Source organism: Lentzea sp. CA-135723, assembly GCF_050936595.1.
Classification (GTDB): Bacteria; Actinomycetota; Actinomycetes; order Mycobacteriales; family Pseudonocardiaceae; genus Lentzea.
In genome coordinates this window covers 4,450,754-4,477,022 of record NZ_JBNJMK010000001.1, presented here as the reverse complement: position 1 = coordinate 4,477,022, position 26,269 = coordinate 4,450,754, and the positions used below count along the sequence as shown (strand labels likewise).

At 68.3% G+C, this 26,269-nt stretch carries 29 protein-coding genes; 15 read left to right on the top strand and 14 right to left on the bottom strand.

Features of this window, described 5'->3' with window-relative positions:
• The first annotated feature begins 4 nt into the window (after positions 1–4).
• Together ACQEU1_RS20055 and ACQEU1_RS20050 are read left to right on the top strand one after the other, a co-directional pair.
• The gene (locus ACQEU1_RS20055; protein WP_433203689.1) at positions 5–343 is read left to right on the top strand and encodes a type VII secretion target; all 339 of its coding nucleotides are present in this window, start codon (positions 5–7) and stop codon (positions 341–343) included.
• Positions 340–1,215, top strand: a complete 876-nt coding sequence (locus tag ACQEU1_RS20050) for a WXG100 family type VII secretion target (RefSeq protein ID WP_433203686.1) — start codon at positions 340–342, stop codon at positions 1,213–1,215. The genes ACQEU1_RS20055 and ACQEU1_RS20050 overlap by 4 nt, the downstream gene beginning before the upstream one ends.
• A gap of 74 nt (positions 1,216–1,289) precedes the next feature.
• On the opposite strand, the gene ACQEU1_RS20045 is transcribed toward ACQEU1_RS20050, so the two are convergent.
• The 5 genes from ACQEU1_RS20045 to ACQEU1_RS20025 form a co-directional block, all read right to left on the bottom strand.
• Entirely contained in the window at positions 1,290–2,771 is a 1,482-nt protein-coding gene (locus tag ACQEU1_RS20045) for a glycoside hydrolase family 13 protein (protein WP_433203683.1), read from the bottom strand.
• A gap of 13 nt (positions 2,772–2,784) precedes the next feature.
• On the bottom strand, positions 2,785–3,618 hold the full coding sequence (locus ACQEU1_RS20040) for a carbohydrate ABC transporter permease (RefSeq protein WP_433203680.1): 834 nt from the start codon (positions 3,616–3,618) through the stop codon (positions 2,785–2,787).
• Positions 3,615–4,472, bottom strand: coding sequence for a carbohydrate ABC transporter permease (locus ACQEU1_RS20035; protein ID WP_433203677.1), 858 nt, complete (start codon positions 4,470–4,472; stop codon positions 3,615–3,617). Before ACQEU1_RS20035 ends, ACQEU1_RS20040 begins: the two co-directional genes overlap by 4 nt.
• A complete protein-coding gene (locus tag ACQEU1_RS20030) occupies positions 4,473–5,810 on the bottom strand; it encodes an ABC transporter substrate-binding protein (protein WP_433203674.1) in 1,338 nt (445 codons plus the stop codon). It lies immediately after the preceding gene.
• A gap of 109 nt (positions 5,811–5,919) precedes the next feature.
• On the bottom strand, positions 5,920–6,903 hold the full coding sequence (locus tag ACQEU1_RS20025) for a LacI family DNA-binding transcriptional regulator (protein ID WP_433203671.1): 984 nt from the start codon (positions 6,901–6,903) through the stop codon (positions 5,920–5,922).
• A gap of 122 nt (positions 6,904–7,025) precedes the next feature.
• On the opposite strand from ACQEU1_RS20025, the gene ACQEU1_RS20020 reads away from it, so the two are divergent.
• Positions 7,026–7,175, top strand: coding sequence for a hypothetical protein (locus ACQEU1_RS20020; RefSeq protein WP_433203668.1), 150 nt, complete (start codon positions 7,026–7,028; stop codon positions 7,173–7,175).
• Here the strand turns inward: ACQEU1_RS20020 and ACQEU1_RS20015 are convergent, their stop codons facing one another.
• Entirely contained in the window at positions 7,176–8,285 is a 1,110-nt protein-coding gene (locus tag ACQEU1_RS20015) for a hypothetical protein (RefSeq protein WP_433203665.1), read from the bottom strand. It lies immediately after the preceding gene.
• A 130-nt stretch (positions 8,286–8,415) separates the two neighbouring features.
• A complete protein-coding gene (locus ACQEU1_RS20010; RefSeq protein ID WP_433203662.1) occupies positions 8,416–9,216 on the bottom strand; it encodes a FadR/GntR family transcriptional regulator in 801 nt (266 codons plus the stop codon).
• Between the two features lie 160 nt (positions 9,217–9,376).
• On the opposite strand from ACQEU1_RS20010, the gene ACQEU1_RS20005 reads away from it, so the two are divergent.
• From ACQEU1_RS20005 to ACQEU1_RS19990, 4 genes are all read left to right on the top strand, one after another.
• Positions 9,377–9,529, top strand: a complete 153-nt coding sequence (locus tag ACQEU1_RS20005; protein ID WP_170166570.1) for a hypothetical protein — start codon at positions 9,377–9,379, stop codon at positions 9,527–9,529.
• 230 nt (positions 9,530–9,759) lie between these two features.
• On the top strand, positions 9,760–11,022 hold the full coding sequence (locus ACQEU1_RS20000) for an aKG-HExxH-type peptide beta-hydroxylase (protein WP_433203658.1): 1,263 nt from the start codon (positions 9,760–9,762) through the stop codon (positions 11,020–11,022).
• 35 nt (positions 11,023–11,057) lie between these two features.
• Entirely contained in the window at positions 11,058–11,243 is a 186-nt protein-coding gene (locus tag ACQEU1_RS19995; protein WP_433203655.1) for a hypothetical protein, read from the top strand.
• A 191-nt stretch (positions 11,244–11,434) separates the two neighbouring features.
• The gene (locus ACQEU1_RS19990; RefSeq protein WP_433203652.1) at positions 11,435–12,142 is read left to right on the top strand and encodes a hypothetical protein; all 708 of its coding nucleotides are present in this window, start codon (positions 11,435–11,437) and stop codon (positions 12,140–12,142) included.
• Here ACQEU1_RS19990 and ACQEU1_RS19985 read toward each other — a convergent pair.
• Together ACQEU1_RS19985 and ACQEU1_RS19980 are read right to left on the bottom strand one after the other, a co-directional pair.
• Positions 12,139–12,924 (bottom strand): phosphotransferase family protein, encoded by a 786-nt coding sequence (locus ACQEU1_RS19985; protein ID WP_433203649.1) that lies wholly within the window; start codon positions 12,922–12,924, stop codon positions 12,139–12,141. The two genes, ACQEU1_RS19990 and ACQEU1_RS19985, sit on opposite strands and share 4 nt — an antisense overlap.
• Positions 12,925–12,940: 16 nt before the next feature.
• Complete coding sequence (locus ACQEU1_RS19980) at positions 12,941–13,447, bottom strand: DUF305 domain-containing protein (protein WP_433211609.1); 507 nt, start codon at positions 13,445–13,447, stop codon at positions 12,941–12,943.
• Between the two features lie 143 nt (positions 13,448–13,590).
• On the opposite strand from ACQEU1_RS19980, the gene ctaD reads away from it, so the two are divergent.
• The 8 genes from ctaD (at position 13,591) to ACQEU1_RS19940 (ending at position 20,616) form a co-directional block, all read left to right on the top strand.
• The gene (gene ctaD, locus ACQEU1_RS19975; RefSeq protein ID WP_433203646.1) at positions 13,591–15,381 is read left to right on the top strand and encodes an aa3-type cytochrome oxidase subunit I; all 1,791 of its coding nucleotides are present in this window, start codon (positions 13,591–13,593) and stop codon (positions 15,379–15,381) included.
• 81 nt (positions 15,382–15,462) lie between these two features.
• Positions 15,463–16,677 carry a phosphoserine phosphatase SerB gene (serB, locus tag ACQEU1_RS19970; RefSeq protein WP_433203643.1) on the top strand — a complete coding sequence of 405 codons (1,215 nt, stop codon included), beginning with the start codon at positions 15,463–15,465 and terminating at the stop codon, positions 16,675–16,677.
• On the top strand, positions 16,677–17,354 hold the full coding sequence (locus tag ACQEU1_RS19965; protein ID WP_433203640.1) for a peptidyl-tRNA hydrolase: 678 nt from the start codon (positions 16,677–16,679) through the stop codon (positions 17,352–17,354). The genes serB and ACQEU1_RS19965 overlap by 1 nt, the downstream gene beginning before the upstream one ends.
• Positions 17,355–17,384: 30 nt before the next feature.
• A complete protein-coding gene (locus ACQEU1_RS19960; protein ID WP_433203637.1) occupies positions 17,385–18,764 on the top strand; it encodes a phospholipase D-like domain-containing protein in 1,380 nt (459 codons plus the stop codon).
• 22 nt (positions 18,765–18,786) lie between these two features.
• Positions 18,787–19,359 (top strand): hypothetical protein, encoded by a 573-nt coding sequence (locus ACQEU1_RS19955; protein WP_433203634.1) that lies wholly within the window; start codon positions 18,787–18,789, stop codon positions 19,357–19,359.
• Between the two features lie 10 nt (positions 19,360–19,369).
• Positions 19,370–19,675, top strand: a complete 306-nt coding sequence (locus ACQEU1_RS19950; RefSeq protein ID WP_433203631.1) for a PadR family transcriptional regulator — start codon at positions 19,370–19,372, stop codon at positions 19,673–19,675.
• Positions 19,672–19,959: a hypothetical protein gene (locus ACQEU1_RS19945; protein ID WP_433203628.1), complete on the top strand. Its 288-nt coding sequence runs from the start codon at positions 19,672–19,674 to the stop codon at positions 19,957–19,959. Before ACQEU1_RS19950 ends, ACQEU1_RS19945 begins: the two co-directional genes overlap by 4 nt.
• Before the next feature lie 84 nt (positions 19,960–20,043).
• Positions 20,044–20,616, top strand: a complete 573-nt coding sequence (locus ACQEU1_RS19940) for a hypothetical protein (protein WP_433203625.1) — start codon at positions 20,044–20,046, stop codon at positions 20,614–20,616.
• On the opposite strand, the gene ACQEU1_RS19935 is transcribed toward ACQEU1_RS19940, so the two are convergent.
• From ACQEU1_RS19935 to ACQEU1_RS19915, 5 genes are all read right to left on the bottom strand, one after another.
• Positions 20,570–22,504 carry an ATP-dependent DNA helicase gene (locus ACQEU1_RS19935; RefSeq protein WP_433211606.1) on the bottom strand — a complete coding sequence of 645 codons (1,935 nt, stop codon included), beginning with the start codon at positions 22,502–22,504 and terminating at the stop codon, positions 20,570–20,572. The genes ACQEU1_RS19940 and ACQEU1_RS19935 overlap by 47 nt on opposite strands.
• A gap of 244 nt (positions 22,505–22,748) precedes the next feature.
• Complete coding sequence (locus tag ACQEU1_RS19930; RefSeq protein WP_433203622.1) at positions 22,749–23,558, bottom strand: TIGR04222 domain-containing membrane protein; 810 nt, start codon at positions 23,556–23,558, stop codon at positions 22,749–22,751.
• A gap of 22 nt (positions 23,559–23,580) precedes the next feature.
• The gene (locus ACQEU1_RS19925; RefSeq protein WP_433203619.1) at positions 23,581–24,243 is read right to left on the bottom strand and encodes a nucleotidyltransferase domain-containing protein; all 663 of its coding nucleotides are present in this window, start codon (positions 24,241–24,243) and stop codon (positions 23,581–23,583) included.
• A gap of 10 nt (positions 24,244–24,253) precedes the next feature.
• On the bottom strand, positions 24,254–24,826 hold the full coding sequence (locus ACQEU1_RS19920; protein ID WP_433203616.1) for a biotin transporter BioY: 573 nt from the start codon (positions 24,824–24,826) through the stop codon (positions 24,254–24,256).
• An 85-nt stretch (positions 24,827–24,911) separates the two neighbouring features.
• Entirely contained in the window at positions 24,912–26,234 is a 1,323-nt protein-coding gene (locus ACQEU1_RS19915; RefSeq protein ID WP_433211603.1) for a glycosyltransferase, read from the bottom strand.
• Positions 26,235–26,269: the final 35 nt, after the last annotated feature.

Sequence of the window (26,269 nt, the reverse complement as noted above, 5' to 3'; positions counted from 1 at the left end):
GGGCATGACCGCAGGGGGTTTCAACGTCCAGACGCAGGCGATGCGTGACCACGCTCGCCGGCTGGAAGGCATCGTCAAGCAGATCGAGGTGGCGCAGCAGGCCATCGGGCAGGCGCGGATCAACGGTGCCAACGCGTACGGGATTCTTTGCAGCCCGTTGCTGGAGCCGCTCATGGGCACCATCGAGGCGGCCGGCACCGGCGCGGTGAACACCGCGCACGGCGTCGTCGACGCCACTGTGGACGGTGTCAACGGCATGGCGGATGTGTACGACAACGTCGACCAGGCGCTCGGCGGCAACTTCAAGAAGATCGTCGAGAAGCTGGGGGAGCTGACCTCATGACCGCACCGAACCCGTTGGTGGCCAAGGCTCCCGACCCTCCCGGCGCACTCGCCGGCCTCAACCTGGTCGAGCCCGCGGCGGACGCGGTCTCGGCGATCCAGCGCGGTGACTGGGCGGAGGCGGGCATCAACGTCCTCGGCGCGGGCATCGACGCGCTGGGGTTCCTGACCGACCCGTTCGGCACGCTGCTGTCCTCGGCGTTCGCGTGGTTCATCGAGCACGTCGAACCGTTGAAGTCGATGCTCGACTCGCTCGCGGGCAACCCCGGCGTGATCAACCAGAACGCGGCTACCTGGGGCAACGTCGGTGATCACCTCAAGCGGGCAGGCGAGGACATGTCCCGCCTGGTCGATACCGACACCAGCGCGTGGCGGGGTGCGGCGATCGACGCCTACACCGCGGTGGCGAAGGCCGAGGCGACCGGGGTGAAGGCCGCCGGGCTCGCTGCCGAGGGCGTTGGCGCGGCGCTGACCGGCGCGGGTGTGGCCGTCGCGACCGTCCGGACGATCGTGCGTGACCTGATCTCGATGGCGATGAGCGAGCTCGTGCAGGCGCTGATCCGGTGGGCGGCGGCCGCGTTGCTCACGGTCGGGCTCGCGACGCCGGGCATCGTCGCCGACGGCATCCGGCTGGTCATGAAGTGGGCCAAGAAGGTCTCGGACTGGCTCGACAAGGTGATCAAGACGATCCGGAACCTGTCGAAGGTCGTGAACAAGATCTTCGAGGTGCTGGAGAAGTGCAAGACGGGTCTTGCGGCGATCATGCCGAAGGGCGCGGCGGACGCAATCGTGGACACCACGGCGATCGGCATCGCCAAGAACCTGCCGACCGAGGCGGCGAAGGTCGACGACACGCCGTACGCGACGCGCTGAAGCTGGACGATTCTTCGCACGCGGTGAGGGCGGGGGTGGTTTCACGCCACCCCCGCCCACCCCCGGAACTGCCGCTACTTCAGCCAGGCCGCCGCGTCACCGGGCAGCTTGCCGTCCACCAGCGGGATGCTTGACAACGTTGGCACGCCCGGCAGTTCGATGGGCGCGTCCGACAGGTTGACCACGCACGTGGTGTCACCGCGCTTGAACGCCAGCACGTTCTCGCCGAGGTCGAGCCACTCCAGGTCGCCGTCGACGCCGCGGCGGTGCGCGAACACCTGGCGGTACAGGGCGAGCATCGAGTCCGGGTCGTCCTGCTGGGCCGACACCGAGAAGTCCTGCCAGTTCGCCGGTTGCGGCAGCCAGCTCGGACCGTCCTGAGTGGACCAGGGGAGCGGCACGCGGCAGCCGTCCCGGCCCCGGTCGGTGAAGCCGGAGCGGTGCCACACCGGGTCCTCGCGCAGCTCGTCCGGCAGGTCCTCGACCTCCCAGAGGCCCAGCTCCTCGCCCTGGTAGACGTAGACGCCGCCGGGGAGCGCGGCCGTGAGCATGATCGCCGCCCGCGCCCGCCGCGTGCCCAGGTCGAAGTCGGTCGGCGCGCCGTGCTGCCGGTCCGCGAACGAGAACCCCGTCTTCTCGCGGCCGTAGCGGGTCACGTGCCGGGTGACGTCGTGGTTGGAGAGCACCCAGGTCGGTGGCGCGCCGACGGGTTCGTGCGCGGCGAGCGTGCTGTCGACGACCTTGCGCAGCTCGTCGGCGTTCCACGGGCAGCACAGGAAGTCGAAGTTGAACGCGCTGTGCATCTCGTCCTGGCGCAGGTACCTGGCGAACCTCTCCGGGTCAGGCAGCCACATCTCGCCGACGAGGATGCGGTCGCCGTCGTACTCGTCCACGACCTGGCGCCACCGCCGGTAGATCTCGTGCACGCCGTCCTGGTCGGAGTACGGCAGATCGGCGTTCGGCTTGGAGAAGTCCTTGACCAGGCCGTCGGCCACGTCGATGCGGAAGCCGTCGACGCCGCGGTCGAGCCAGAACCGCAGGATGTCCTCGAACTCGTCGTGGACGACCTGGTTCTCCCAGTTGAAGTCCGGCTGCTCGGCGGCGTAGAGGTGCAGGTACCAGCGGCCGTCCTCGAGCCTGCTCCACGCGGGACCGCCGAAGCGCGACTGCCAGTCGTTCGGGAGCTCCTCGGTGTCGCGGATGTGGAAGCGGTCCCACAGACCGTCCTTGAACCACGGGTGCTGGTCGCTGCTGTGGTTCGGGACGAGGTCGATGATGATCCGGATGCCCAGGCCGTGCGCGTCCGCGATGAGCTTCTCGGCGTCGGCGAGCGACCCGAAGACCGGTTCGATGTCGCGGTAGTCGGCCACGTCGTAGCCGCCGTCGGCGAGCGGGCTCGGGTACCACGGGTTGAGCCAGATCGCGTCGAAGCCGAGGCTCGCGATGTGCTGGAGCTTGGCGCGGAGGCCGGCGATGTCGCCGATGCCGTCCCCGTTGCCGTCCGCGAAGCTGCGCAGATAGACCTGGTAGATGGATGCGTTCCGCCACCAACTCATCTGGTGTTTCCTTTCAGCCTTTTACGCCGCCCGCGGTGAGCCCCGCGAGGATGTGCCGCTGGAACGCCAGGAACAGCGCCACCATCGGCAGGCTCGCCAGCACGAGGCCCGCGAGCAGGAGGTTGATCGGTGTGTCCGGCGCGAAGCGTTGGAGCGCCACGCTGAGCGTCTGCTTCGCCGGATCGGGGAACACGAGCAGCGGCCAGATGAAGTCCTTCCACGCCGCCACGACCGCGAAGATCGAGACGACGGCGAGGATGGGGCGCGAGATCGGCAGCACGATGCGGACGAGGGTCGTCCACGTGTTGGCGCCGTCGATCCTGGCCGCTTCGAGGAGCTCTTCCGGGATCTGGTCGAAGAAGCGCTTGAGCAGGTAGACGTTCAGCGCGTTCGCCGCGGCCGGCAACCAGATGCCCGCCGGGTTGTTCAGCAGGTCGAGGTCGGTGAGCGTGAGGTAGACGGGGACCAGCACGGCCGTCGACGGCAGCATCAGCGTCGCGAGCATCAGGCCCATGATCGCGTTGCCGAAGATCGGCCGGAGCTTGCTCAGCGCGTAGGCCGCCGGGACGATCACGGCCATCTGCACGGCCCACGCGCCGAGCGCCACGACGAGCGTGTTGAGGAAGAACTTGCCGAGCTCCATGTAGTTCCAGGCCTCGGCGTACGCGCCCGGTTCCCACGTCTGCGGCAGGATCGTCGGCGGCTGCTGGGCCAGTTCGGCCGGCGGCTTGAACGCGCCGAGCAGCACCCAGACCAGTGGCAGCAGGAACGCGGCCGTGAACAGGACGAGCGTGCCGACCAGGACGATCCAGTACGCAGGGCCGGTGCCCCTGGTGAGAGTCCTCATGCGTCGGCCTTCTTCGTGATCTTGAGGTAGAGGAAGGAGAAGACGCCCAGCACCGCGAAGAGGATGAGGCTCAGCGCGCTCGCGGTGCCGAAGTCGTTGTAGTAGAAGGCGTAGCGGTACAGCAGGAGCAGCACGGTGACCGTGGACTCCTCCGGGCCGCCGCCGGTCATGATGAACGGCTCGGTGAAGATCTGCATGGTCGCGACGACCTGGAGCAGCAACAGCATCAGGATCACGAACTTGGTCTGGGGGATCGTGATGTGCCAGACCTTCTTGATGATGCCCGCGCCGTCCAGGTCCGCCGCCTCGTACAGCTCGCCGGGGATGGTCTGCAGCGCGGCCAGGTAGATCAGGGTCGCTGACCCCATGTTCGCCCAGGTGATCACCAGGACGAGGCTGATCATGCTGGTGCTCGCCGAGTCGAGCCACTGCAGCGTCGGCAGGTTCAGTCCTCTGAGGACGGAGTTGAACAGGCCGGGACCCGGGTCGTAGAACCACTTCCACAGCAGGGCCGTGACGACCGGCGGGAGCATGACCGGCAGGTAGACCAGCAGGCGGAAGTAACCCTTGGCGTGCCGCAGTTCGTTGAGCACGACGGCCGTGAGGAACGGGACGCCGAAGCCGAGCAGCAGAGCCAGAAGCGTGAAGTACAAGGTGTTGCGCCACGCCACCCCGAACAGCGGGTCGGCGAAGAGTCGTTCGAAGTTCTCCCAGCCGACCCAGTCGGGACTCGTGACGAAGTTGACCTGCTGGAAGCTCAGGACCACCCCGCGCACGATCGGCCACCAGGAGAAGATCGCGAAGACGACCAGCGCGAGGCTCAGGAAGCCGTACGCGGTGACGTGGCGCCGCACTTACTTCACCTGCGCAAGAACAGCGTTGACCTTGGTCTCGGCGTCCTTCAGCAGTGCCGCGTGGTCAGCGTCCTTGTTCGTGAGGACCGCCTGCACGACGGTGTCGAGGATCGCGTAGACCTGCTGCGCCTGCGGCGGTTCCAGCGAGCCCTTGGTCTTCTCGGAACCGTCCACGTAGGCCTGGAAGTTCTTCACCGGCATGGTGGCGTACTTGGCCTTGAGGTCTTCCTGCTTGCTGCGCGGCTCACCGGTCCAGATGTCGGCGATCGGCGGGATCGGCAGGCCGACGGGCTGACCGCGGTCCTTGTACTTCTGCAGGTTGCCCTCGAGGCGGTCCGGGTTCAGGTACTTCCACTGGATCCACTTCAGGCCGGCCTTGATCTTGTCGGGCGTGGCCTTCGGGTTGATCATGTAGCCCTCGCCGCCGAGCAGGGTGCCCTTCTGCTCCGGGATCGCGGCCAGGCCGTAGTCGTCGTACTTGCCCTTGAACTGGTTGACGATCGCGGCGACGTTGTCCGGCGCGGCCAGGTACATGCCGAGCTGCCCGGCGCCCATCATGTTCTGCACGTCGCCGATCTCCAGGAGCTGCTTCTCGCCCATGGAGTTGTCGTCCCAGCGCATCTCCTTGAGCCTGCGCAGGACTTCCTTGCCCTTGTCGTTGTTGAAGTCGGCCTTGTACGTGTCGCCGTCCTTCTTGGCGATGTCACCGCCGACGGACTTCATCCACGTCGTGAAGTGCCAGCCGCCCTGGTTGCTCTTGCTGTACTCGGCGAACCCGGTGACACCGGCGTCCTTGAGCTTCTTGGCCGCCGCCCGCACCTCGTCCCACGTCTTCGGCGGGTTGTCGGGGTCGAGGCCAGCCTTGGTGAAGTTGGCGCGGCTGTAGAGCAGGCCCATCGTGTAGTTCGCCGTCGGCAGGCCGTAGACCTTGCCGTCGACCGTGAAGACGTCCTTGAGCTCCTGCTTGAGATCGCCGTAGTGCGGCACGTCCTTGACGTAGTCCGTCAGGTCCGCCGCCTGCTTGCGGGCGATGAGAGCCGCAGGATCGGTGAAGTAGACGTAGAAGACGTCCTCCAGCTGCCCACCGGCGAGCTTGGCGCTGAACGTCTTCGGGTCCATGAACCCCTCGTGCGGCACGAGGTCGATGTCCGGGTTCGCCTTCTCGAACTCGGCGACGTCCTCGTCGAACACCTTGCGGTCGAACGCCTGCGTCTGCGGCGGCTGGCCGTTGATGTTGATCTGGACCTTGCCGCCCGGCTCGGTCGTGGAACCGCTCCCACAGCCGACGGTGCTTAGCGCCAGGACACCGCCAATCAGCACGGCAGCGGACTTCTTCATGGTGGGGCCGCCCTTCTCGCGAGCGCGTCGATGTGACGGCGACCATAAGTCCCCGTTACATCTGAACGCAATATCCAGACGAAAACTCGCAAGAAGCTGACTTCGTTCGTTACCTCACCGGCGCACTGGACGCCCGCACCACCAACTCCGGCTCGAACAGCAACTCGTCCGGCGCCACCGCGTTGCCGGAGATCTGGTTGGCCAGCAGCTCAACGGCCGCCCGCCCCATCGCCTCGATCGGCTGCCGGACCGTGGTGAGGGGCGGATCAGTGCAGGTCATGAAGGCCGAATCGTCGTACCCGATGATCGACACGTCCTTGGGCACGTCCAACCCGGCCCTGCGCACAGCCCTGATCGCGCCCAGCGCCAGGGGGTCGCTGGCACAGATGATCGCCGTAACCCCACGCTGCACGAGCTTCGTAGCAGCGGCCTGCCCGCCCTCCAGGCTGAACATGGCGTGCTCGACATCAGCCCCACCACATTTCTCGATGGCCTGGAACTTTCGCTGGCTCGGCACGTGGTCCGGCGGCCCGAGCACAGCCCCGATCCGCTTGTGCCCCAACGACGTCAGATGCCCGTACGCCTGCTCCACCGCCACCGAGTCATCACACGAGACCCGCGGGAACGCCAGATCGTCTATAGCGGCGTTGACCAGCACAGCAGGCAACTTCCGGCTCATCATCTGCTGGTAGTGCCCATGACTCGCGTCCTTCTGCGCGTACAGCCCGCCAGCGAACACGATCCCGCTGACGTGCTGCTCCAACAGCAGCTCCAGGTACTCGGCCTCAGTGACCCCGCCGGCCGTCCTGGTGCACAGCACGGGCGTGAAACCCCTTTGCGCGAGCGCGTTGCCCACGACATCCGCGAACGCGGGAAAGATCGGGTTCTGCAGCTCGGGGAGCACCAGCCCCACGAGCCTCGCCCGCTCACCCCGCAGCTGCGTGGGCCTCTCGTATCCCAGCACGTCAAGTGCCGTGAGCACGGCACTCCTGGTGGCGTCCGACACGCCTGGCTTGCCGTTCAGCACCCGGCTGACGGTGGCCTCGCTGACCCCGACCTTGGCCGCGACCTCGGCCAGCCTCCGTTGCGTCATGGCGCAAGTGTACGCAATTTCTTGCGTCCGTTTGCAAGCGAGGCTCACCCGCTCGGCAGGCGCTCGTGCGGGGTGGGTGTCGCTAGGCTCGACGGCCATCCGGCAGGTGAGGGGAGACCGCGATGGCGACCGATCCGCTCAAGCCCGTACCCGTTCCCGTTCCTCAGGAGCCCACGCGCGACTGCTGGCCGATCAGGCCCGTGCGCGGTGTCGACTGGTTCGTGCGGATGCCGAACGGCGGCGGCACGGTGTACGTGAGGCCGGCCGGCTGATCAGCGGTTGCGCGCTTCCCGCCACAGCAGCGCCACCCCGTGCCCCGGCAGCATCCACGACCGCACGTCCAGGTCCCCGAGCTGGTCGGCGCGCAGCCACTGCGCCGCCTCCGTCCCCGACCGGAACGTGAACGGCATGATGCGGAACTCGTGGCCGGGGGAGTGGTCGACCGCGAGCTCGGTGGCGTCGAAGCTGATCGTGTCCACGTAGGACGGATAGGGCGACTGCCAGTACGCGAAGCCGTCGTTGGTGCGCTGCAACGACCGTGACGACACGGTCAGGCCGAGGATCGCGCGCACCACGTGGTCGTCGGCGATGCCGCTGAGATCGCACTCCAGGATGCGCAGGTCGCTCATGTGGTCGAGCGGGCTCAGCTTCGGCAGCGGGGCCATGGCCTCGCGGAAGAACGTCAGGTAGTTCGCCCACTGGTCGAACCTCACCTCGACCGGCGGGATCTGGCTCGGTTCGGCCGAGCGGCTCTGGCCGTCGTGGTCGAGGTACTCGATGGAGATCTTGGTCGAGTCGCGGATGTCGTCGACCGAGTCGAGGAACAGCGAGGCGTCCGGCATGAAGTAGAGCTCGAACAGCGGGTAGCGGCAGGCGGCGCTGATCGTGTCGCGCAGGGTGGCGTTGCTGGTGGCGAAGATGACGAACCTGTCGACCGGGACGCTGTGCCGGAACTCGTGCGACTGGGTCGTCGTGAGGTGGTAGGTCAGGGTGTCGACGCCCTGCAGTTCCAGGCGCACGGTGGTGCGGGTGCTGATCGTCAGGTCGTCGCCCTTGGGGCGCATGCCGCTGCCGCCGAGCACGCCGGACACCACGTCGTCGTTCTGCTGGCCGCTGCCGTAGATCCGCGAGAGGAACGTCCTGAGCACCTCGCTCGGCAGCAGGTGCTCGACGATGCCGGGGCCGGAGATGCGGCCGAGTTCGCTGACGAGCCGTTGGTGCAGGAACAGCTCGTAGGTGCCGAGCAGGAAGCCGGCCAGTGCGGGCAACGGCCACAGCACCACCAGCACGTCGTGCAGCAGGCTGCGGGTCGTCGGTTGCCAGAGGAGCACCGCGGTCAGATCGGCGGCCGCGACGAGCAGCAGAACGATCGCGACGGCCACGGCTTGTCGTTGCCTGCGCGCCGCCACCACCTGGTCGCCGCCCCCTCACTCCACCCGGTTGTCCATACATGGTGGGAGTGAAGAGGGATCGGCGCCAGACCCTTTCGATCCTCGTCGTATCAGCGACCCGTCACCGGGGCCGGCCCCAGATGGGGTTGTCTGACACCCCGACGTAGGTGTTCAGCGTCGCGCGCGGCTGCTGCGGATCGTCGGACGCCACGTCGTTGTACAGCCCCAGCAGGTGAGTGGTCATCGCGCTCTTCGCACCGACCTCGTCGTGCCGGCGGAGGAACCAGATCACCTGCTCGTGCTCGTTCGCGGAGCGGTTGTGGATCTCGCGGGTCGGCTGCGCCTGCCGCTTGCAGTCCTGCAGGCCCGGCACGAGCGCGTGGTACATCTGCTCCAGCAGCTCGTTGTGCGACGCGCGCATCAACGCCGAGTGGAACTCCTCGTCCGCCTCGATCATCTCCTGCGTGTCCTCGACGGCGGCGCGCTGGTAGCGGTGGTTCAGCTTGGCGAGCTCGTCCAGTTCGCCGTCACCCGCGCGCACCGCGGCGAGCGACGCGGCCGTGGTCTCCAGGGCGATCCGCACCTCGAGCAGGTCCGTCTGGGAGAACTGCCGCGCGGCGAGCCGTCCTTCGAGGTGCTCCTCGACGGCGGCGAGATCGGTGCGGCGGACGTACCAGCCGAGCCCCCGGCGCACCTCGACGATGCCCTGGAGCTGGAGTCGCTGCAGGGCCGTGCGCAGCGACGACCGCGCGACGTCGAGCTTGCGCGCGAGCTCCGGCTCGGTGGGGAGGCGGTCGCCCGCTTTGAGGGTGCCGCCGATGATCTGCTCGCGGAGCTTCTGCTCGATGAGTTCCGGGAGGGGCCGTCGCGAATCAGGCGAGAGCGACCAGCTCTCGCCGGGATGGACGTCGTCGGCGGGCATTGGTCCAGCGTAGGCGTGTTGCCTCCCAGTTGCAACTTGTCTGGCAACCTGGCGACCGTTGACAGACAACCTACAACGCGGGACTCTTAAGACCATGGCGAGACGCCCAGGACCGCCCACACCTGGGAGCCCGCGCTCGCCTAGTCGGGAGGTAAACGAGATGTCAGCAGGGAGTGCACTCGGAATCGCCGCCGCCGTCGCAGTCGCCGTCACCGCCATCGGCTGGCGGACGGTGCTCACGATGATCGCCGTCTCGGTCGTCGCGCTGGCCGTCGTCGGCTTCGTGAACGTCACGAGCATCATGTTCGGCTGATGAGACCAACCTGAACCGTGCCCCGGACGCGTCGACCACAGGACGCGACCGGGGCACCTGCTTTTGTAGGGAAACCCAATGTGTTGCTTGGGTCACCATGTGCTCTAAAGTTGCGCGCCATCAGGGCGCCGCCGCTGTGGCGGGGCCATGACTCCATGGCGTCGGGGGACGTGAGTACGGGGTCTGCTGTGACGGGTTCGCCCACCTTGAGCACGTCTGCGGTGCACTCGTTGCACGCGGCGATCGTTCCCGTGCCCGCGTTGGTCGACGAGAGACGCACCCTGTACCGCCTGGCGGCCGAGATCGCGGCCCCGGGAACCAAGTTGTCGGACAACCTCGCGGATCACCCGATCGTCCGATTCGAGATCGGCAGGGTGCTCGCGGGCAAGGGCGAGCTGGACCCCGCGCTCCTCGCTGAGGTCGCCGCGATGAAGGTCCGCGACGTCGGCGTGCTCGTGGCAGCCGACCCGGCCGCGGCCGAGGTGCTCGAACGTCCGCTGGCCATCACCGCCCCGCAGGGAGTGCGACCGGAGCCGCTGACCGAAGCCGACGGCGACCGGTTCGAGGCAGCGCTCGCGGTCGTCGCCGAGGGCGTCCGGTTGCTGCGCTCGCTCGCGCCCGAGATGGCGGCCGACTTCCTGCCGCACGTCTCGATGCTGGCGGTGCTCAAGCGCGAGACGTCCGGTGGTCTGGTCTCGGCGTCGTCCCGCTACGTCCCCGGAATCGTGCTGATCGACGAGCCCGCCCTCCCGATGGAGGTCGCCGAGGCGCTCGTGCACGAAGGGGCGCACGAAAAGTTCTTCGACCTGGCGATCACGAGAGAATTTCTTGACGTGGGCGCCGAGGACGCGGATTATTTCGAGACTTCGTGGTCGCATGCCAGATGGCCACTGGAACAGACCTTCGCGGCTTGGCACGCCTACAACTGCCTGGCGCAGTTCAACGCGTCAATCGGACCCGAACAACGGCTCGGGCCGGATTCATTGCTGACGAAAGCAAATGAGCGCGCCGCCGAGATCGGCGCCTGGTTGCTCGTCCACGAGAACGATTTGTGCGCGGACGCGCGCTGGCTCCTCCACGCCCTGAGCGGTACGGCCCTGCCCGGCGCATTCGCCGAGGTGGGTGACGTGGCCGGGCCCAACGGCCAGGCGGACGCGCGTGCGCGGGGGGTGGATGTCACACTGTCCACTGAGGATTCAGAAGATCTCCACTTCCACCTTCTTCCGGGCGTTCGTCACCAGCGAGCCGCTTCCGGACGGGTGGTCGTGGGCAAGGCATCACAACCGCCTCAGTTGTCGTGGCTCAACGAAGACGCGAGCTGGACTCTGGACCTCTGGCGTATCGATGAAACGACCAAGAAGAGTTTCAGGTGGATGCTCTCCCGGGCTGCCGAGGAATGGCAGGTCGACTCCGCGGTGGCGGAGTCCCGGTTGAGATCGGCCCTCGCTTCCTTGGTCTCTGAATCGATCGTCGGGTCGCCCGGAACATCCTGAACAAGCCTCCCGAGAAGGAACTAGGCCCGAGAACAATGACCTCCCCGAACCAGCCCCAACGCCTGCCGCAGTTCCCGCAGAACGCGGGCGTGCCTGTCGTCCACCCGAACACCGTGGTGGGCCCCGCGATCGGTCAGCCGGTCGCCCCTGTTCAGTGGTTCAGGCGCATGCCTACCGGGGGAACGGTCTACGTGAAGCCCGTCGAGGGCCAGCAGAGCTGAACAACGCTTGACGCACCTTCGCCGGACGGGGCCTCTTCGCAGGCCCCGTCCGGCGTTTGGTCGTTTGGGACGCCACTTCACAGAGCAGTAACAAGTCGGCCAACGGGATCACTTTGATCGTGATTTAACCCGTTCGGGGGACGTCGATCGTCTTAGATCGCGGCATCCGCCGACCCCCACGGAGTGACCCGATGCGTTTGACGCCGCTGAGACGTGCCGGCCTGCTTGCCTCTGTCGCGCTGGCCGGTGTTGCCTCGCTCGTGCTGACCGGCAGTGCGTTCGCCGATGAGGCGACCACTGACGACTCGCGTGCGCAGGCCTTTCTCAAGTTCGTCGACGTCAACCATCCCGAGGCCTGCACCGTGGGTGGGCTCAAGGGGTCTGTGGTGTTGCCTGCCGCGTTCGCGTACAGCGGTGGTGACAACGCGAAGTACCTGAACATCACCGAGTTGCCCAAGGACTTCAAGGTCACGGGCATGGTGGTGCGGGCTGGGGACCTGTTGAACGTGTACCTGGCCGACAAGCTCGGTGATGCGCCGTGGAACGAGTTGCGCGCGCCGGTGCTCAACGGCGGTGAGGTGCAGGAGATCGGGCAGTGGTTCGGGTGTGGGGTCAAGGTGGAGCAGCCGCCTACCAGCGCCGCCACTACGACGACCACGACGACCTCTGAATCGACTGTTACGCATTCGTCGTCGGCTTCGGCTACCAGCGAGACGACGTCTTCGGAAGAAGAGGCTGCGCCCACCACTACTACGACGACTGTTGCGCCGGTGGTGGTGGCTGAGGTGGACGGACTCGCGGCCACCGGGTTCGGGGGCGCGTGGCTGGTCGGGCTTGGGGCGGCGCTGGTCGCGGCCGGTGTTGCGGTGGTTTTGGTGCTGCGGAGGCGGCGGGTCTAGCTGTGTTCTTTGAACACGGACCAGAGCGTGGCGAAGAACGAACGCAGCTCCAGGTGGTACTGCACGTCTGAAGGAGTCGTTCCGCCGCCGTAGGTTTCTACGGCGCGTTGGGCGGCTTCTTCTTCGTTCGTGCCGATGGCGCAGGCCAGGTCCCAGGCGATCGGGCCTCGCCAGGTGTCCTCGAAGTCGTTCCAGACCGGGCCTGAGGGCGTCATCAGGACGTTGCCGTGGTGCGCGTCGCCGTGCAGCGGTTGGACGTCGGTGGGGTTCCACCTGGTTCGTAGCGAGGCGAAATGCTCGTGGAGCGGTTCCAAGGGCACGTGCAGGTTGTCCAGGTAGGCGAGTGTGTTGGCCAGGTCGTCCAGAGGGCCGCGCACGGGCAGGTCGCCGTCGTAGTGCCGTAGTTCGGCGTGCAGGTCGGGCAGCAGTTTGAGCAGGTCGTTCGAGGAGAGCCGTGTGTCGGGGTCGTGGGGCACGAACTCGGTGAAGACCATCACGTGGCCGTCGTGGGTGTGCGGGCCGGCGGGGAGCAACGGAGAAGCCGTCACGACCGGGACGCCTCGCTCGGCCAGGAAGGCCGAGATCGAGAGGTCTCGGGCGAAATGAGAGGCCACGGACGGGCGCATCAGGGCCGTGCGGCCGGCGACGCGGGCGACCACCGGGGCCGGGCGCAGGTGCACCAGGACGTTGCTGGCGGCCTTCAGCACGACGGGGTCGTTGGAGACGACGCCGTGCGAGGCCGCTAGAGAGACGGCGGCGCGTACGGACCCATGGACGTTCACGGTCCGAAGGCTGGCATCAGCCCTGGGGGAGGAGCGACTCCATTTCCGCGATCTCCTTCTCCTGGTGGCTGACGACGTCCTGGGCGAGCTTGCGGGTCTCGGGGTCGGTGCCGGCCGACAGGTGCTTGCGCGCCATGTCCACGGCGCCGCGGTGGTGCTGGATCATCAGGGAGAGCCACTGGCGGTCGAACTCGGTGCCGTCGAGGTCGGCCAGGTTGCCGAGCTCCACCATGCCGTGCGACTCCGTGTGGCCGTGCGAGGTGTGCGTGGACGCCTGCACGGGCGCGTTCCACGTGGCCAGCCAGCCGTTCATGCGCTCGATCTCGGGACGCTGCACGTCCGCGATGCGCTTGGCCAGGTCGATCACGTGCGGGTTCTCCGTGCGGGTCGTGACCATGCCCGACATCTGCAACGCCTGTTCGTGGTGCGGGACCATCCCCCTGGCGAACTCGACGTCCGCGGAGTTGTGCGTGGCCGGAGAGCCACAGGCGGCCAGCAACAGGACAGAAGCGACAGCGAGCATTCGGAGCACGGCGGCAGGATACGTGTGACCTGCGCTACGCCGCTGGCCACCGGCCGTGGCCCACCCGAATGGAGCTGATCGGCTCCGTCTAATATCCCGGGGAGTTTCCCGAACGACTGGTCCCACCAAGGCCTGGAGGCACCGTGACGGCCGTAGCCCCGCAGCCGATCGCAACGCGTCCTTATCCGACGCGCACTGCGGTCAAGGGGTCCTTCCTGCTGCGGATGTTCCGCACCACGGACCACAAGCAAATCGGCATCATGTACCTGGTCACCTCGTTCGCCTTCTTCATGGTCGGCGGCGCGATGGCCATGCTGATGCGGACCGAGCTGGCCCGGCCCGGCATGCAGTTCCTCTCGCAGGAGCAGTTCAACCAGCTCTTCACGATGCACGGCACCGTGATGCTGCTGCTGTACGCGACGCCGATCGTCTTCGGCTTCGCCAACTTCGTCCTGCCGCTGCAGATCGGCTCGCCCGACGTGGCGTTCCCGCGGCTCAACGCCTTCTCGTACTGGCTCTACCTCTTCGGTGGCCTGATCGTGATGGCGGGCTTCGTCACCCCCGGTGGCGCGGCCGACTTCGGCTGGTTCGCGTACACGCCGCTGTCGAGTGCCATCCACTCGCCCGGCGCGGGTGCCGACCTGTGGATCTCCGGCCTGGTGGTCGGTGGTCTCGGCACCATCCTCGGCGCGGTGAACATGATCACCACGGTGGTCTGCCTGCGCGCGCCCGGCATGACGATGTTCCGCATGCCGATCTTCACCTGGAACATCCTGGTGACGTCGGTGCTCGTGCTGCTCGCGTTCCCGATCCTGACCGCGGCCCTGCTGGGCCTGCTGGCGGACCGGCATCTCGGCGCCCACGTGTTCGACCCCGCCAACGGCGGCGTGATCCTGTGGCAGCACCTCTTCTGGTTCTTCGGGCATCCGGAGGTCTACATCGTCGCCTTGCCGTTCTTCGGCATCGTGTCGGAGATCTTCCCGGTGTTCAGCCGCAAGCCGATCTTCGGTTACAACGGCCTGGTCTACGCGACGCTCGGCATCGCGGCCCTCTCCGTCGCCGTGTGGGCGCACCACATGTACGCGACCGGCGCGGTCCTGCTGCCGTTCTTCGCCTTCATGACGTTCCTCATCGCGGTCCCGACCGGTGTGAAGTTCTTCAACTGGATCGGCACGATGTGGAAGGGCCAGCTGACGTTCGAGACGCCCATGCTGTTCAGCATCGGCTTCATCGTCACGTTCCTCTTCGGTGGTCTGTCCGGCATCCTGCTGGCCGCGCCCGCGATCGACTTCCACGTGTCCGACACGTACTTCGTCGTGGCGCACTTCCACTACGTGCTCTACGGCACGATCGTGTTCGCGACCTTCGCGGGTATCTACTTCTGGTTCCCGAAGATCACGGGCCGGTTCATGGACGAGCCGCTCGGCAAGCTGCACTTCTGGACGACGTTCCTCGGCTTCCACGCGACCTTCCTCGTCCAGCACTGGCTGGGCAACGAGGGCATGCCGCGCCGGTACGCCGACTACCTCGCGTCCGACGGCTTCACGACGCTCAACATGATCTCCACGATCGGCGCCTACATCCTGGGCGCGTCGACGCTGCCGTTCATCTGGAACGTCTTCCGGAGCTACCGCTTCGGTGAGGTCGTGACGGCGGACGACCCGTGGGGTTACGGCAACTCGCTGGAGTGGGCGACCTCGTCCCCGCCGCCGCGGCACAACTTCACCGAGCTGCCCCGGATCCGTTCGGAGCGCCCGGCGTTCGAGCTGCACTACCCGCACATGATCGAACGCATCCGGAACGAGGGCCACGTGACCTTCACCGGCAAGACGATCGCGCACAAGGACGCCAAGCCCGCTCCGTCGGAGCTGGCGGCCGCGGCCATGAAGTCGGGTACGGCGTCCGAGAAGGACGACCCGAACCACGACAAGTAACCTGCACTTCACAGGTTCAACGACGAGCCCCGGCTGCCTCGCGCGGCCGGGGCTCGTCGCGTCTGACGAGGAGACGACGACGTGAAAACGCCCGTGCTGATCACCGTGACCGGTCCCGACAAGCCCGGTGTCTCCTCGGTGCTGTTCGCCGTGCTGACACGCCACGGCGTCGAGGTGCTGGACGTCGAGCAGGTCGTGATCAGGGGCCGCCTGGTGCTCGGCGCCCTCGTCTCGACCGACCACGACCCCGAGGGGCTGCAGGAGTCGGTCGAGCAGGCCATGGCCACCGTCTCGATGCACGTGGAGATCGAGATCGGCGCCGACTCGAAGCGCACCGCGCGCCTGGAGTCGTCGCACGTGCTGATCGTGCTCGGCCGCCCGGTCACCGCGAAGGCGTTCACCGAGGTCGCGCGCAGGCTCGCGTCGCTCGGCGTCAACATCGACGCGATCCGCGGCGTCGCCGACTACCCCGTCACGGGCCTTGAGCTGCGCGTTTCCGTCGCGGACGACACCATGGAGCACGACGCGGCGCTGCGGTCCGCGTTGGCAGAGGTGTCGGTGCGGGTCGGGCTCGACATCGCCGTCGAACGGGCCGGGCTGACCCGCCGGGCCAAGCGGCTCGTGGTGTTCGACGTCGACTCCACGCTGATCCAGGGCGAGGTGATCGAGATGCTGGCCGCGCACGTCGGGTGCGAGGAGCAGGTGCGCGAGATCACCGAGGCCGCCATGCGCGGCGAGCTCGACTTCGCCGAGTCGCTGAAGCGCCGGGTGGCGTTGCTGGAGGGCCTCGACGAGAAGGTGCTGGAGGAGGTCGGGTCGTCGCTGGAGCTCACGGCCGGCGCCCGCACGACGATCCGCACGCTGAAGCGCCTCGGCTTCTACTGCGGTGTGGTGTCCGGCGGCTTCACAGCGGTGATCACGGGCCTCGCCGACGAGCTGCAGCTCGACTTCTGCGCGGCGAACACGCTGGAGGTCGTGGACGGCAAGCTGACCGGCCAGGTGGTCGGCGAGATCGTCGACCGGCCGGGCAAGGCCGTGGCGCTGCGCCGGTTCGCGGACGAGGTGGGCGTGTCGCTGGCGCAGTGCGTGGCGGTCGGCGACGGCGCGAACGACATCGACATGCTCAACGCCGCAGGTCTCGGCATCGCGTTCAACGCCAAGCCCGCGCTGCGCGAGGTGGCCGACACGGCGTTGTCGCACCCGTTCCTCGACGCCGTGCTGTTCATCCTCGGCGTGACGCGGGCCGAGGTGGAGGCCGCCGACGCCGCTGACGGCCTGGAGCTGACCCGGCTGTGATGATCCTCGACCTGATCGCCTCCCGGAACTACGCCGAGGAGACCGAAGTCCGCGCGATGCCGATGGTGTTGCGCATCGAACGCGTCGACCCGCCTTCTCGGACCGCATTGCTGGAGGCCGCGGCGGCTTCGGCCGTCGCGGTGTGCCTCGACCCGCGCGCCGACGAGGGCGGGGAGTGGCACGAGGCGGTGCGTTCCTGGGTGGCTGGGCGGATCCGCAAGGTGTCGCGCCGGGCACGTGGCGTGCAGTGGGAGGCCGTTCAGGACCTGCCAGGGGTGACGATCACCGTGGACGGCGCTTCGGTGCGCTCGTTGCTGCCCGTGCTGGTGTCCGAGACGCCTCGGGAGGTCGCGAAGCTCCAGATCTCGGGGTCCGACCTGCCGTTCGACGAGCCGGGCGCGGTGCAGGAGGGTGCGCGGCTGCTGTACGTGAACCCGCGGGTCGAGATGTCCGCCGGCAAGCTCGCCGCGCAGGTCGGGCACGCGTCGATGCTGCTGGCGCCGACGTTGTCCGAGGACGAGCTGAAGGCGTGGACCGCGCTCGACTTCCGGTGTGCCGTGCGGACGCCGTCGGTGGCGGAGTGGGACGCGCTGCTGGGGCGGGGCGACGTCGTGGCCGTGCGCGACGCGGGTTTCACCGAGGTCGAGCCCGGAACGACAACGGTCATCGCGGTTTAGCTCCGAGCGAATCGGGTAAATCCGCGTTTCGTGGGCTTACTCGACGTTCTTGACGCCCGGCTCGGCGACGGGTTGGAGAACATGCTGTGCTCGCACCACACCCGGCGGCTGCGGCGGCTCGGGTGGGGTGACGTGCTCGCCGGTGAGGGCGCGGGGTGGTTCACGCCGCGCCGGCCGGTGCAGCACGGCAACTCCATCGAGGTCCTGGTCGACGGCGCCACGGCGTTTCCCGTTGTGGCGCAGGCGATCGAGAACGCGCGGAAGTACGTGCACATCGCGAACTGGCACGCGTCGCCGGACTTCCGGCTGACCCGCGAGCCGGGCGCGCCGCAGTTGCGCGAGCTGCTTTCCGCTGCGGCGGAACGGGTTCCGGTGCGCGTGCTGCTGTGGGCGGGCCCGCCCGTGCCGATGTTCGAACCGACGCGCAAGCGCGCTTTGGCCGCGCAGAAGGCTTTCTGGGAGTGCGGAGCCGTCCGGTGCGAGCTGGACGCGCGCGAGCGGACGTTGCACTGCCACCACGAGAAGGTCGTGATCGTCGACGACGTGGCGTTCGTCGGCGGCCTCGACATGACGGCCTTGGAGGGCGACCGGCACGACTCGCCCGAGCACCCGCCGCGCGACCTGGGCTGGCACGACCACGTGGCGAAGCTGGAAGGCCCGGTCGTCGCCGAGGTGGCCGCGCACTTCTCGGCGCGGTGGCTGGAGATCGCGGGGGAGACGCTGCCCCCGCCCGAGGTGCCGCCGGAGGCCGGGTCGTCGTCGGTGCAGCTGGTGCGCACGATCCCGGAGAAGACCTACTCGTTCGCCCCGCACGGCGACTTCAGCCTGCTGGACTCCTATCTGCGCGCGCTGCGGGCGGCGGAGTCGTTGATCTACGTGGAGAACCAGTTCCTGTGGTCGCCGGAGATCACCGAGGTACTGCTGGAGAAGCTGAGGAAGCCGCCGTCGGACGAGTTCCGGATGGTGTTGCTGCTGCCGCAGAAGCCGAGCAACGGCGCCGACACCACGCGCGGTCAGCTCGGCCGACTGCTGGACGCCGACTCTGGCGACCGGCTCGTCGCGGCAACCCTTGTCGCACATGGCGATGCGCCGGTGTACGTGCACGCGAAGCTGTCCATTGTGGACGACCGGTGGATGTCGGTCGGGTCGGCGAACCTGAACGAGCACTCGTTGTTCAACGACACCGAGGTGAACGTCGTGACCGACGACGCCGAGGTCGTGCGGGCCACCCGGCTGCGGCTGTGGTCGGAACACCTGGAGGCGGACGTCTCCGGCCCGGTGCACGAGGTGGTCGACCAGGTCTGGCGGCGGGAGGTGGAGGGTTCCGGGCGTGTGACGTCGTTGCCCGGTGTGTCTCGTCGTGCCGGAAGATTGCAAGGACCGTTACGTGGATTGCTGGTCGACGGCTGACCTGCGGCGCTAGTTTGGCGACGTGGCCAACGAGGTGACGATCCCGCTGCTGCCGTGCGCCTCCATCGACGAGGTGGCCGAGTTCTACGTGATGCTCGGGTTCACGGTCACGTACCGGCAGTACCGCCCGAACGCGTACCTGTCGGTGCGGCGGGAGGAGATCAACCTCCACTTCTTCGGCATCCCGGGGTTCGACGTGACCTCGTCGTACAGCTCGTGCCTGATCCAGGTCGAGGAACCGCGTGAGCTGTACGAGGCGTTCGCGGCGGGGATGCGGGCCGTCTACGGGCAGGTGCTGCTGAGCGGGATTCCGCGGATGACGCGACCTCGCCGCGACGGGTTCCTGCTGGTAGACCCCGGTGGGAACTGGGTTCGGGTCGTGCCGGCGGTGCGGGAGCGCGAGGGGCGCCGGAACGGGTTGACGCGGGCGTTGACGAACGCGGTGACGCTGGCCGGGTCGCACGGGGCCGAGCGGCAGGCGTTGAAGATCCTCGAAGGTGCGCTGGTGCGGGAGGTGCACGCTTCGGAGGAGGAGCGGGCGTCGGCGCTGGAGTTCCGCGAAGAGCTGCTTGAACGGCTTAATCTACATAGGTAGTCTTAGTGGCGTGGAGCCACTGCAACGCATCGGCAAAGCCACCGTGGACGTGCTCGAGGTGCTGTTGGGTGCCGACGAGCCGCGATGGGGGCTGGAGATCATCAAGCTCACCGGCCGTCCGTCCGGCAGCGTCTATCCGTTGCTGGACCGGTTGGAGCGGGCCGGGTGGGTGACCTCGGTCTGGGACGACGACGCGGAACGGCGTGGGCCTCGCCGGCGGATGTACCGGTTGACCGCCGAGGGGGCGGCCGAGGCGCGCAAGGTCGTGGCCCGGGCCGCGCCTCAGCCTCGGTTCGTGCCTCGGGCGGCGCAATGAGATTCGCGTTGTTGTTGGTGCGGCTGGTCGCTCGTGACGCGCGGTGGCGTGAGCAGTGGGAAGCGGATGTGGTCGGGGCTCGTGAGCTCGGGATGTCGCCGGTGGCGGTGGCGTTCGGGGTCGTGCGGGCCGCTGTCGTGATGCCGTCTGGGAGAGGGGCTGTCGTGGTCGGTCCGTTGGGGATTGCGTTGAAGCACGCGGGGACGCCTCGGAAGCGGGTGCTCGTGCTGGCCGTGGTGTCGGCGTTGGTGTTGGTCGGCGGAGTCGTCCTGCTGTTCGCTTGAGCAAATTGCTCCGTGTCGTTTTGGCCGGTTCGGGCTTAGCTTCGGGCGGTGGCTAACGAACTGACTATTCCGCTCTTGCCGTGTGTGGACATTGATGAAATGGCGTCGTTCTACGAGATGCTCGGCTTCTCGGTCACCTATCGGCAGACGCGGCCGAATCCGTATGTGTGTGTTCGGCGGGAAGACCTCAACCTGCACTTCTACGGGATGCCGGGGCACGTGCCGGAGGAGTCGCACAGCACGTGTGTGGTGATCGTGGAAGACACCGGGGTGTTGTTCGAGGCATTTGCCGCCGGGATGCGCGAACGGCACGGGAAGCTCTTGGTGGCCGGTATCCCGCGGATGACCCGGCCACGGTTGCGCAACGACCGGTACACGGGGTTCGTCGTCGTGGATCCGGCCGGCAACTGGATCCGGATCAGCAAGGGGACCACCGAGCCCGAGGCGACGACTCCGCTCGCGAAGGCCGTGGAGAACGCGGCACGGCAGGCCGACGCGCGCGGGGACGAGCGGCAGGCGTTGAAGATCCTCGAAGGCGCGCTGAAGAAGGCGGACGCCTCCGAGGACCGGGCGGAGGCCGAGGCCTACCGCGACGAGCTGATCGAGCGGATCACTTCGTCTTCGCCTGGGGAGTCTGGGCAGCGTCCAGGCGCTTGAGCGCGGCGCGGACGACCTCGGGGTCGTAGGTCGTCCAGAACGGCGGCAGTGAGGCCCTGATGAAGCCGCCGTAGCGGGCCGTGGCGATGCGCGGGTCGAGGACGGCGACGACGCCCTTGTCCGACATCGACCGCAGCAGGCGGCCGGCGCCCTGGGCCATCAGCAGGGCGGCGTGCGTGGCGGCGACGGTCAGGAAGCCGTTGCCGCCGCGTGAGCTCACCGCCTTCTGCCTGGCCGACGCCAGCGGGTCGTCCGGCCTGGGGAACGGGATGCGGTCCATGATCACGAGCTGGAGGCTGGGGCCGGGCACGTCGACGCCCTGCCACAGCGACAGCGTGCCGAACAGGCAGGTGCGCTCGTCCTCGGAGAACTTCTTGACCAGCAGGCCGGTCGCGTCGTCTCCCTGGCAGAGGATCGGGTAGTCGATCTTGTCCCGGAGCGCCTCCGTGGCCGCCTTGGCCGCGCGGGTGGAGGAGAACAGGCCGAGCGCGCGGCCGCCCGCCGCGTTCACCAGGCCCTCGATCTCGTCGAGGTACTCCGGCGGCAGACCGTCCCTGCCCGGCTGCGGCAGATGCCTTGCCACGTAGAGGATGCCGCTCGTGCCGTGCTGGAACGGCGAGCCGACGTCGAGGCCAGTCCACTTCGGACCGTCGATGTCCTTGTCGGTCGCCGCGCCCTCGATCTTGCGGACCTTCTCCGACGGCGGCAGGCCCCACTGGCGCGCCATCGTGTCGAACGCGCCGCCGAGCGTCAGCGTCGCGGACGTCAGCACCGTGGTGCGCTTGGCGAACAGCCGTTCTCTGAGGAGCCCGCCGACGCCGAGCGGCGCGACCCTGATGGACGGCGCCTTCTGGTTGAAGTCACCCGACACCCACACGACGTCGCGTTCCTCGTCGAACGCCTCCAGCACCCTGACCGCGCAGTCGTGGACCTCCTCCAAGAGCGCCAGCGCGAGCTTGCGCGCCGTCGCCCCGTCCGGGTCCTCCTTGCGCTCCGAACCGAGGGCCGTCACGCAGTTGTGCGCCGCGTCCCTGGTGGCGGCGAGGGCACCCGAGAGGGCGCGCGGCAGTGCGTCGAGCCGGCCGGACGGCATGTCCTCGAGGATCATCGCGAGCCCGTCACTGGCCTCGGCCAGCCGGTCCGCGATGTCCTGGTCGATGAGCCTGCCGCACCGGCGCGCGGCCATGCCGACGCTCGCGCCGCTCAGCTCCTCCGTCGCCACCGACGTGATGCGGTCGACCAGGTCGTGCGCCTCGTCGATCACCACCACGTCGTGGTCGGGCAGCACCTGGTAGCCCTCCAGCGCGTCGATGGCGAGCATCGCGTGGTTCGTGACCACCACGTCCGCCTTGCCCGCCTCCGCCCGCGCCCGTTCCGCGAAGCAGTCGGCCCCGATCGGGCACTTGCTGACCCCCAGGCACTCCCGGGCCGTGACGCTGACCTGCCGCCACGCCTGCTCGCTCACACCGGGCACCAGCTCGTCGCGATCACCGGTCTCGGTGTCCGACGACCACTCGTGCAGCCGCTTCACCTCGCGCCCGAGCTTCGACACCGCGAACGGGTCGAACAGCGCGTCCTCCTCCGGCTCGTCCGGCGCCCCGTTGTGCACGCGGTGCATGCACAGGTAGTTGCGGCGGCCCTTGAGGATCGCGAACGTGGGCTCCCGCCCCAGGTCCTTCTTGAGCGCCTTCGACAGCCGAGGCAGGTCCCGGTCCACCAGCTGCCGCTGCAGGGCGATGGTGGCCGTGGAGACGACGACCGTCTCGTCCTCGGCCACCGCGTGCCGGATGGACGGCACCAGGTAGGCGAGCGACTTGCCGGTACCCGTGCCCGCCTGCACGGCGAGGTGCTCGCCCGTGCGGATCGAGTGGTCGACGGCCTCGGCCATCTCCACCTGACCAGGACGCTCCGCACCGCCGACGGCGTGGACGGCGGTTTCGAGAAGGCTCAGGGTGGGGGGAACTTCAGGCACGAGACAGACCGTACCCGGCAGGTCCGACAGTCTCGTCAGACCCGCTGGGTCGGAGGGGAAGCCCGGCAGGCGGGCGGGGTCGGCGGGAGTGGTGGAGCACAGGGACGGAGGAGTGGCAGGGCGGTGTAGGGAGCGGCAGGCGTGAAGTTCGAGGCCGGGCTCAGTCGCCGCCGCCTCCACCGCACCCGCCGCCACATCCGCCACCGCCACAGCTGCTGCCCCCGCTGTCGCCCGACGAGCAGCTGCTGTCCGACGAGCACCCGCCACCGCAGCTGCTGCTGGACGTCGTCTCGCGGCCCGGCAGCATCCCGATCGCCAGCGCCGACAGCCCGAACATCCCCGCGATCGCCATCCCGCCTGCCCGTCCGCGCAACCCCCGCGCGGCGACCGCGCCGATCGGGTCGCGGGAGCTCGCCTGCCGTTGTGCCCGCTTCACCAGGACGTAGCCGGCGCGGGTGCGCAGGCGGCCGGGGTCGCGGGCGCGCAGGATCGACGCCCAGATGACGGCCACCGCGGCGGCCGCGAAGAAGTACCAGAACGGGAACTCGGTCAGTTGGGGCGCGAAGTCCAGGAAGTCCACCAGGAGGTGCGGTGCTACGGCGCTCAGCACGCCGGCGATCGCGAGTATCGGTGCCGCGAAGAACAGCCACGGGTAGAGGCGGGGGCGCCACGAGCGGCGGCGGCGCAGGAGTTTGCGGTTCACCAGGTGGGTGCGCAGGCCCTCGGCTTCGGGGGAGGCGAAGGCGCCGTAGACGACGTCGTTCAGCAGGCGGCCGTGCCGCAGGCCGCGCAGGATCTGGGCTTCGAGCGGGGTGGCCGGGCCCTGGCCTGGTACGTGGACGGCGCTCAGCACGCCCTCGCGCGAGACCCGGACCAGGCCTGCCTGGATCAGGCGGGCCAGGGCGACCTCGGCCGCGCGGGCCGGGCCGCCCGCGAGGCAGCCCAGCTCTTCGGGGGTATGCGTCGTCACGCGGATTTCTCGGCCGCGGAGGTCAGGTCGTTACGTCGGCCAGGATCCGGTCGAACAGTTCCAGGGACGCGGCGGCGTGCGCGACCGTCAGCGGCAGGTCTGCGCCCCTGCGGACGGCCACCAGGTCCAGGACCGGCAGGTCCGGCCAGCGGGCTGCGGCCAGTTCGCCCGCGCGGGACTTGCTGACGATCTCGCCGGTGCGGATGGTGTGCCACAGCCGGGCAGGGCCGAGGCCGACCCACAGCAGCGCGGCGTTGGGGATCACCGTCTCGGGGCGCAGGGTCGGGAGCACGTCGCGGAAGCGGTCGAAGTCGACCTTCCAGTAGCTCACCAGGTTGTCACGGCAGTACGCCTCGACCTCAGCAGCAGTGCCGGGACATGACGGCCGTGCGCCGCGCACGGTCTGTCCGACGGTTCGCAGCTGCTGCCACAACACGGGCGTGACCTCGCCCGACAACGGAGTCACCTCGAAGACGGACTTCTCCAGCGAACCGGCGAGCACCACGGCCACGTCGGCGCCCTCCAGCGGAGGCACCTCGGCGGCGGCCGAAAGCTCGATCACGATGTCGAGGTCGGAGTCGGGAACGACGTCGTCCAAGACGCGCGACCCATAAACATGCGCGCCTGCCACAAGGCCCGGCAGGCGCGCATCCAAGAACGACAAGTACTCCCCAGGTGTCAGCACCTGGTCCAAGCTACCGACGCCGGACGAGTGCCCAGGTGGCCGGCAGCAGGCCCGCGGCGAGGGCGATCTTCAGGGCGTCACCGACCAGGAACGGCAGCACGCCCACGGCGAGCGCCTTGCCGAACGACAGGCCCGCGGCGGCCATCAGCCACGGCACGCCCACCGAGTAGATCGCCAGGTTTCCCAGCGCCATCAGGCCCACCACGCGCAACGGTGTGCGGTCGCCGCCCCGGCCCGCCAGGTAGCCCACCAGGGCACCGGCGAAGACGAAGCCGACGACGTAGCCGAGGGACACCGGGACGCCGGACGAGCCGCCCTGGAACCACGGCACGCCCGCGACGCCCGCGATCAGGTAGAGCAGCATCGAGGTCGCGCCTCGTTGCCAGCCAAGCGAAGCGCCGACGAGCAGTGCGGCGAACGTCTGGCCCGTCAGCGGCACCGGGCTGCCCGGAATCGGCAGCGCCACCTGGGCGGCCAGACCGGTGAAGGCGGCACCGGCGACGATCAACGTCAGGTCGCGGGCCAGGGCTCCCGGCACGAAGTCGGCGAGCACGGTGCGACGGGGCGCGAGTGCGAGTGTCACGTTCCCTCCCAGGCGGAATCGAGAGAACCTGAGGTTAACCAGGGAAACTGGAGAACGTCTTTGTTCAAACTCTACAAGTGACCGGTCACACATCCAGTGCGACCTTGCCCGCAACGCGGTCCTCGTTGCGGCGCGTCTTGGTCCAGCCGTTGTTGCCGCGCACCAAACGGATCAGCGCGCGCCACGACGTGATGTAGAACGTGTAGATGTACAGCGCGTAGCCGAACCCGTACGCGATGGACTTCCAGAAGCTGACAGGTTCACAGCGCGCGCGGTAGACCGGTCCCCACAGGACGAACGGCAACAGACCGAACGCGCCGTACACGGTGAAGAGGATCCACGCGCCGTCGAAGAACCACGACACGACTTCGGTGGGCGACACCGCGAACCTGTACGCCATCATCGCCATCGGAATCGGGTAGATCAGCGTGCCGAGCAACTGCATCCACGGCTGGGCGAGGTAGTACATCATCTCCGCCGCGCCCAACGTCGTCAGGTGGTCGGAGTCCCAGATGCGCCGCAGGTAACGCATGCACTGCATGGTCCCTTGACCCCAACGGGTGCGTTGCGCCAAGAAGCGGCGCAACGAGTACAACGCCTCCTGGTTCACGTGTGTGTCCAAGGAAAAGCCTGTGTGCCAACCGGCGGTCAACAGGTGCACGCCTAGTTCGAAGTCCTCCAGCAACGACCCGCGCCACGGCGACCCGGTCGGTCCGGCGATGGAGTCCAAAGCGGACAGACGGGTGAACTGTCCGTTGCCGCCCATGGAGATCGTGCCGGTCGCACCGCGCGACATCTGGATCGCCGCGATGGCCGTGCGGAACTCCAGGTCCTGCATCCGCACCAGCCCGGCCCCGAACGCCCGCCGCCACCGCGTCACGCCCGGCTGCCTCTGCCCGGCGTTGATCATCCGCACGTCCACCTGCACGGCGCCGATGCGCGGATTGCCGAAGAGATGAGTGGCGGCACAGACTTCGAGGCAGTTCGGAGCCGGGCGGCCATCGGCGTCCACCACCACGACGATCGCACGGTCCGCGTCCGCCCGACGGCCCATCCACATCTTCAACGTGCGGTAGGCGTCGTTCAGCGCGTTTCCCTTGCCGGTACGCGCATAGGGCCGTTGGCGTTGCACGAGGTGGATCTGCGGATCGCGCACACCGCCGTTGCGCTTCAACGTCCGTACGACGCCGGCGGTGCGATCGTCCGAGTCGTCGTCGATGACCCACACGTGCGCGATGGGGAACGTCTCGCGCAAGTACCTGATGGTGCCGCCGATGACGGCCTCCTCGTCGCGGCACGGCACGAAGAAGTGCCACTCCAACGACGACGGCTCACCCACGGGCGCGGGTTTGCGCCGCAGGTACGGCACCACGATCACGAACACGTACGTCACGAAGGCGACGCTCATCGTCAGAGCGAGCGCCTGCGTGAACCCGAGGACGA

Excerpts from the sequence above, each read along its gene's own strand:
- ACQEU1_RS20055 (WP_433203689.1), top strand. The coding sequence starts at position 5 with ATGACCGCAGGGGGTTTCAACGTCCAGACGCAGGCGATGCGTGACCAC.
- ACQEU1_RS20050 (WP_433203686.1), top strand. The coding sequence starts at position 340 with ATGACCGCACCGAACCCGTTGGTGGCCAAGGCTCCCGACCCTCCCGGC.
- ACQEU1_RS20045 (WP_433203683.1), bottom strand. The coding sequence starts at position 2,771 with ATGAGTTGGTGGCGGAACGCATCCATCTACCAGGTCTATCTGCGCAGC.
- ACQEU1_RS20040 (WP_433203680.1), bottom strand. The coding sequence starts at position 3,618 with ATGAGGACTCTCACCAGGGGCACCGGCCCTGCGTACTGGATCGTCCTG.
- ACQEU1_RS20030 (WP_433203674.1), bottom strand. The coding sequence starts at position 5,810 with ATGAAGAAGTCCGCTGCCGTGCTGATTGGCGGTGTCCTGGCGCTAAGC.
- ACQEU1_RS20025 (WP_433203671.1), bottom strand. The coding sequence starts at position 6,903 with ATGACGCAACGGAGGCTGGCCGAGGTCGCGGCCAAGGTCGGGGTCAGC.
- ACQEU1_RS20020 (WP_433203668.1), top strand. The coding sequence starts at position 7,026 with ATGGCGACCGATCCGCTCAAGCCCGTACCCGTTCCCGTTCCTCAGGAG.
- ACQEU1_RS20010 (WP_433203662.1), bottom strand. The coding sequence starts at position 9,216 with ATGCCCGCCGACGACGTCCATCCCGGCGAGAGCTGGTCGCTCTCGCCT.
- ACQEU1_RS20005 (WP_170166570.1), top strand. The coding sequence starts at position 9,377 with ATGTCAGCAGGGAGTGCACTCGGAATCGCCGCCGCCGTCGCAGTCGCC.
- ACQEU1_RS19995 (WP_433203655.1), top strand. The coding sequence starts at position 11,058 with ATGACCTCCCCGAACCAGCCCCAACGCCTGCCGCAGTTCCCGCAGAAC.
- ACQEU1_RS19990 (WP_433203652.1), top strand. The coding sequence starts at position 11,435 with ATGCGTTTGACGCCGCTGAGACGTGCCGGCCTGCTTGCCTCTGTCGCG.
- ACQEU1_RS19980 (WP_433211609.1), bottom strand. The coding sequence starts at position 13,447 with ATGCTCGCTGTCGCTTCTGTCCTGTTGCTGGCCGCCTGTGGCTCTCCG.
- ACQEU1_RS19965 (WP_433203640.1), top strand. The coding sequence starts at position 16,677 with ATGATCCTCGACCTGATCGCCTCCCGGAACTACGCCGAGGAGACCGAA.
- ACQEU1_RS19945 (WP_433203628.1), top strand. The coding sequence starts at position 19,672 with ATGAGATTCGCGTTGTTGTTGGTGCGGCTGGTCGCTCGTGACGCGCGG.
- ACQEU1_RS19935 (WP_433211606.1), bottom strand. The coding sequence starts at position 22,504 with ATGGCCGAGGCCGTCGACCACTCGATCCGCACGGGCGAGCACCTCGCC.
- ACQEU1_RS19915 (WP_433211603.1), bottom strand. The coding sequence starts at position 26,234 with ATGAGCGTCGCCTTCGTGACGTACGTGTTCGTGATCGTGGTGCCGTAC.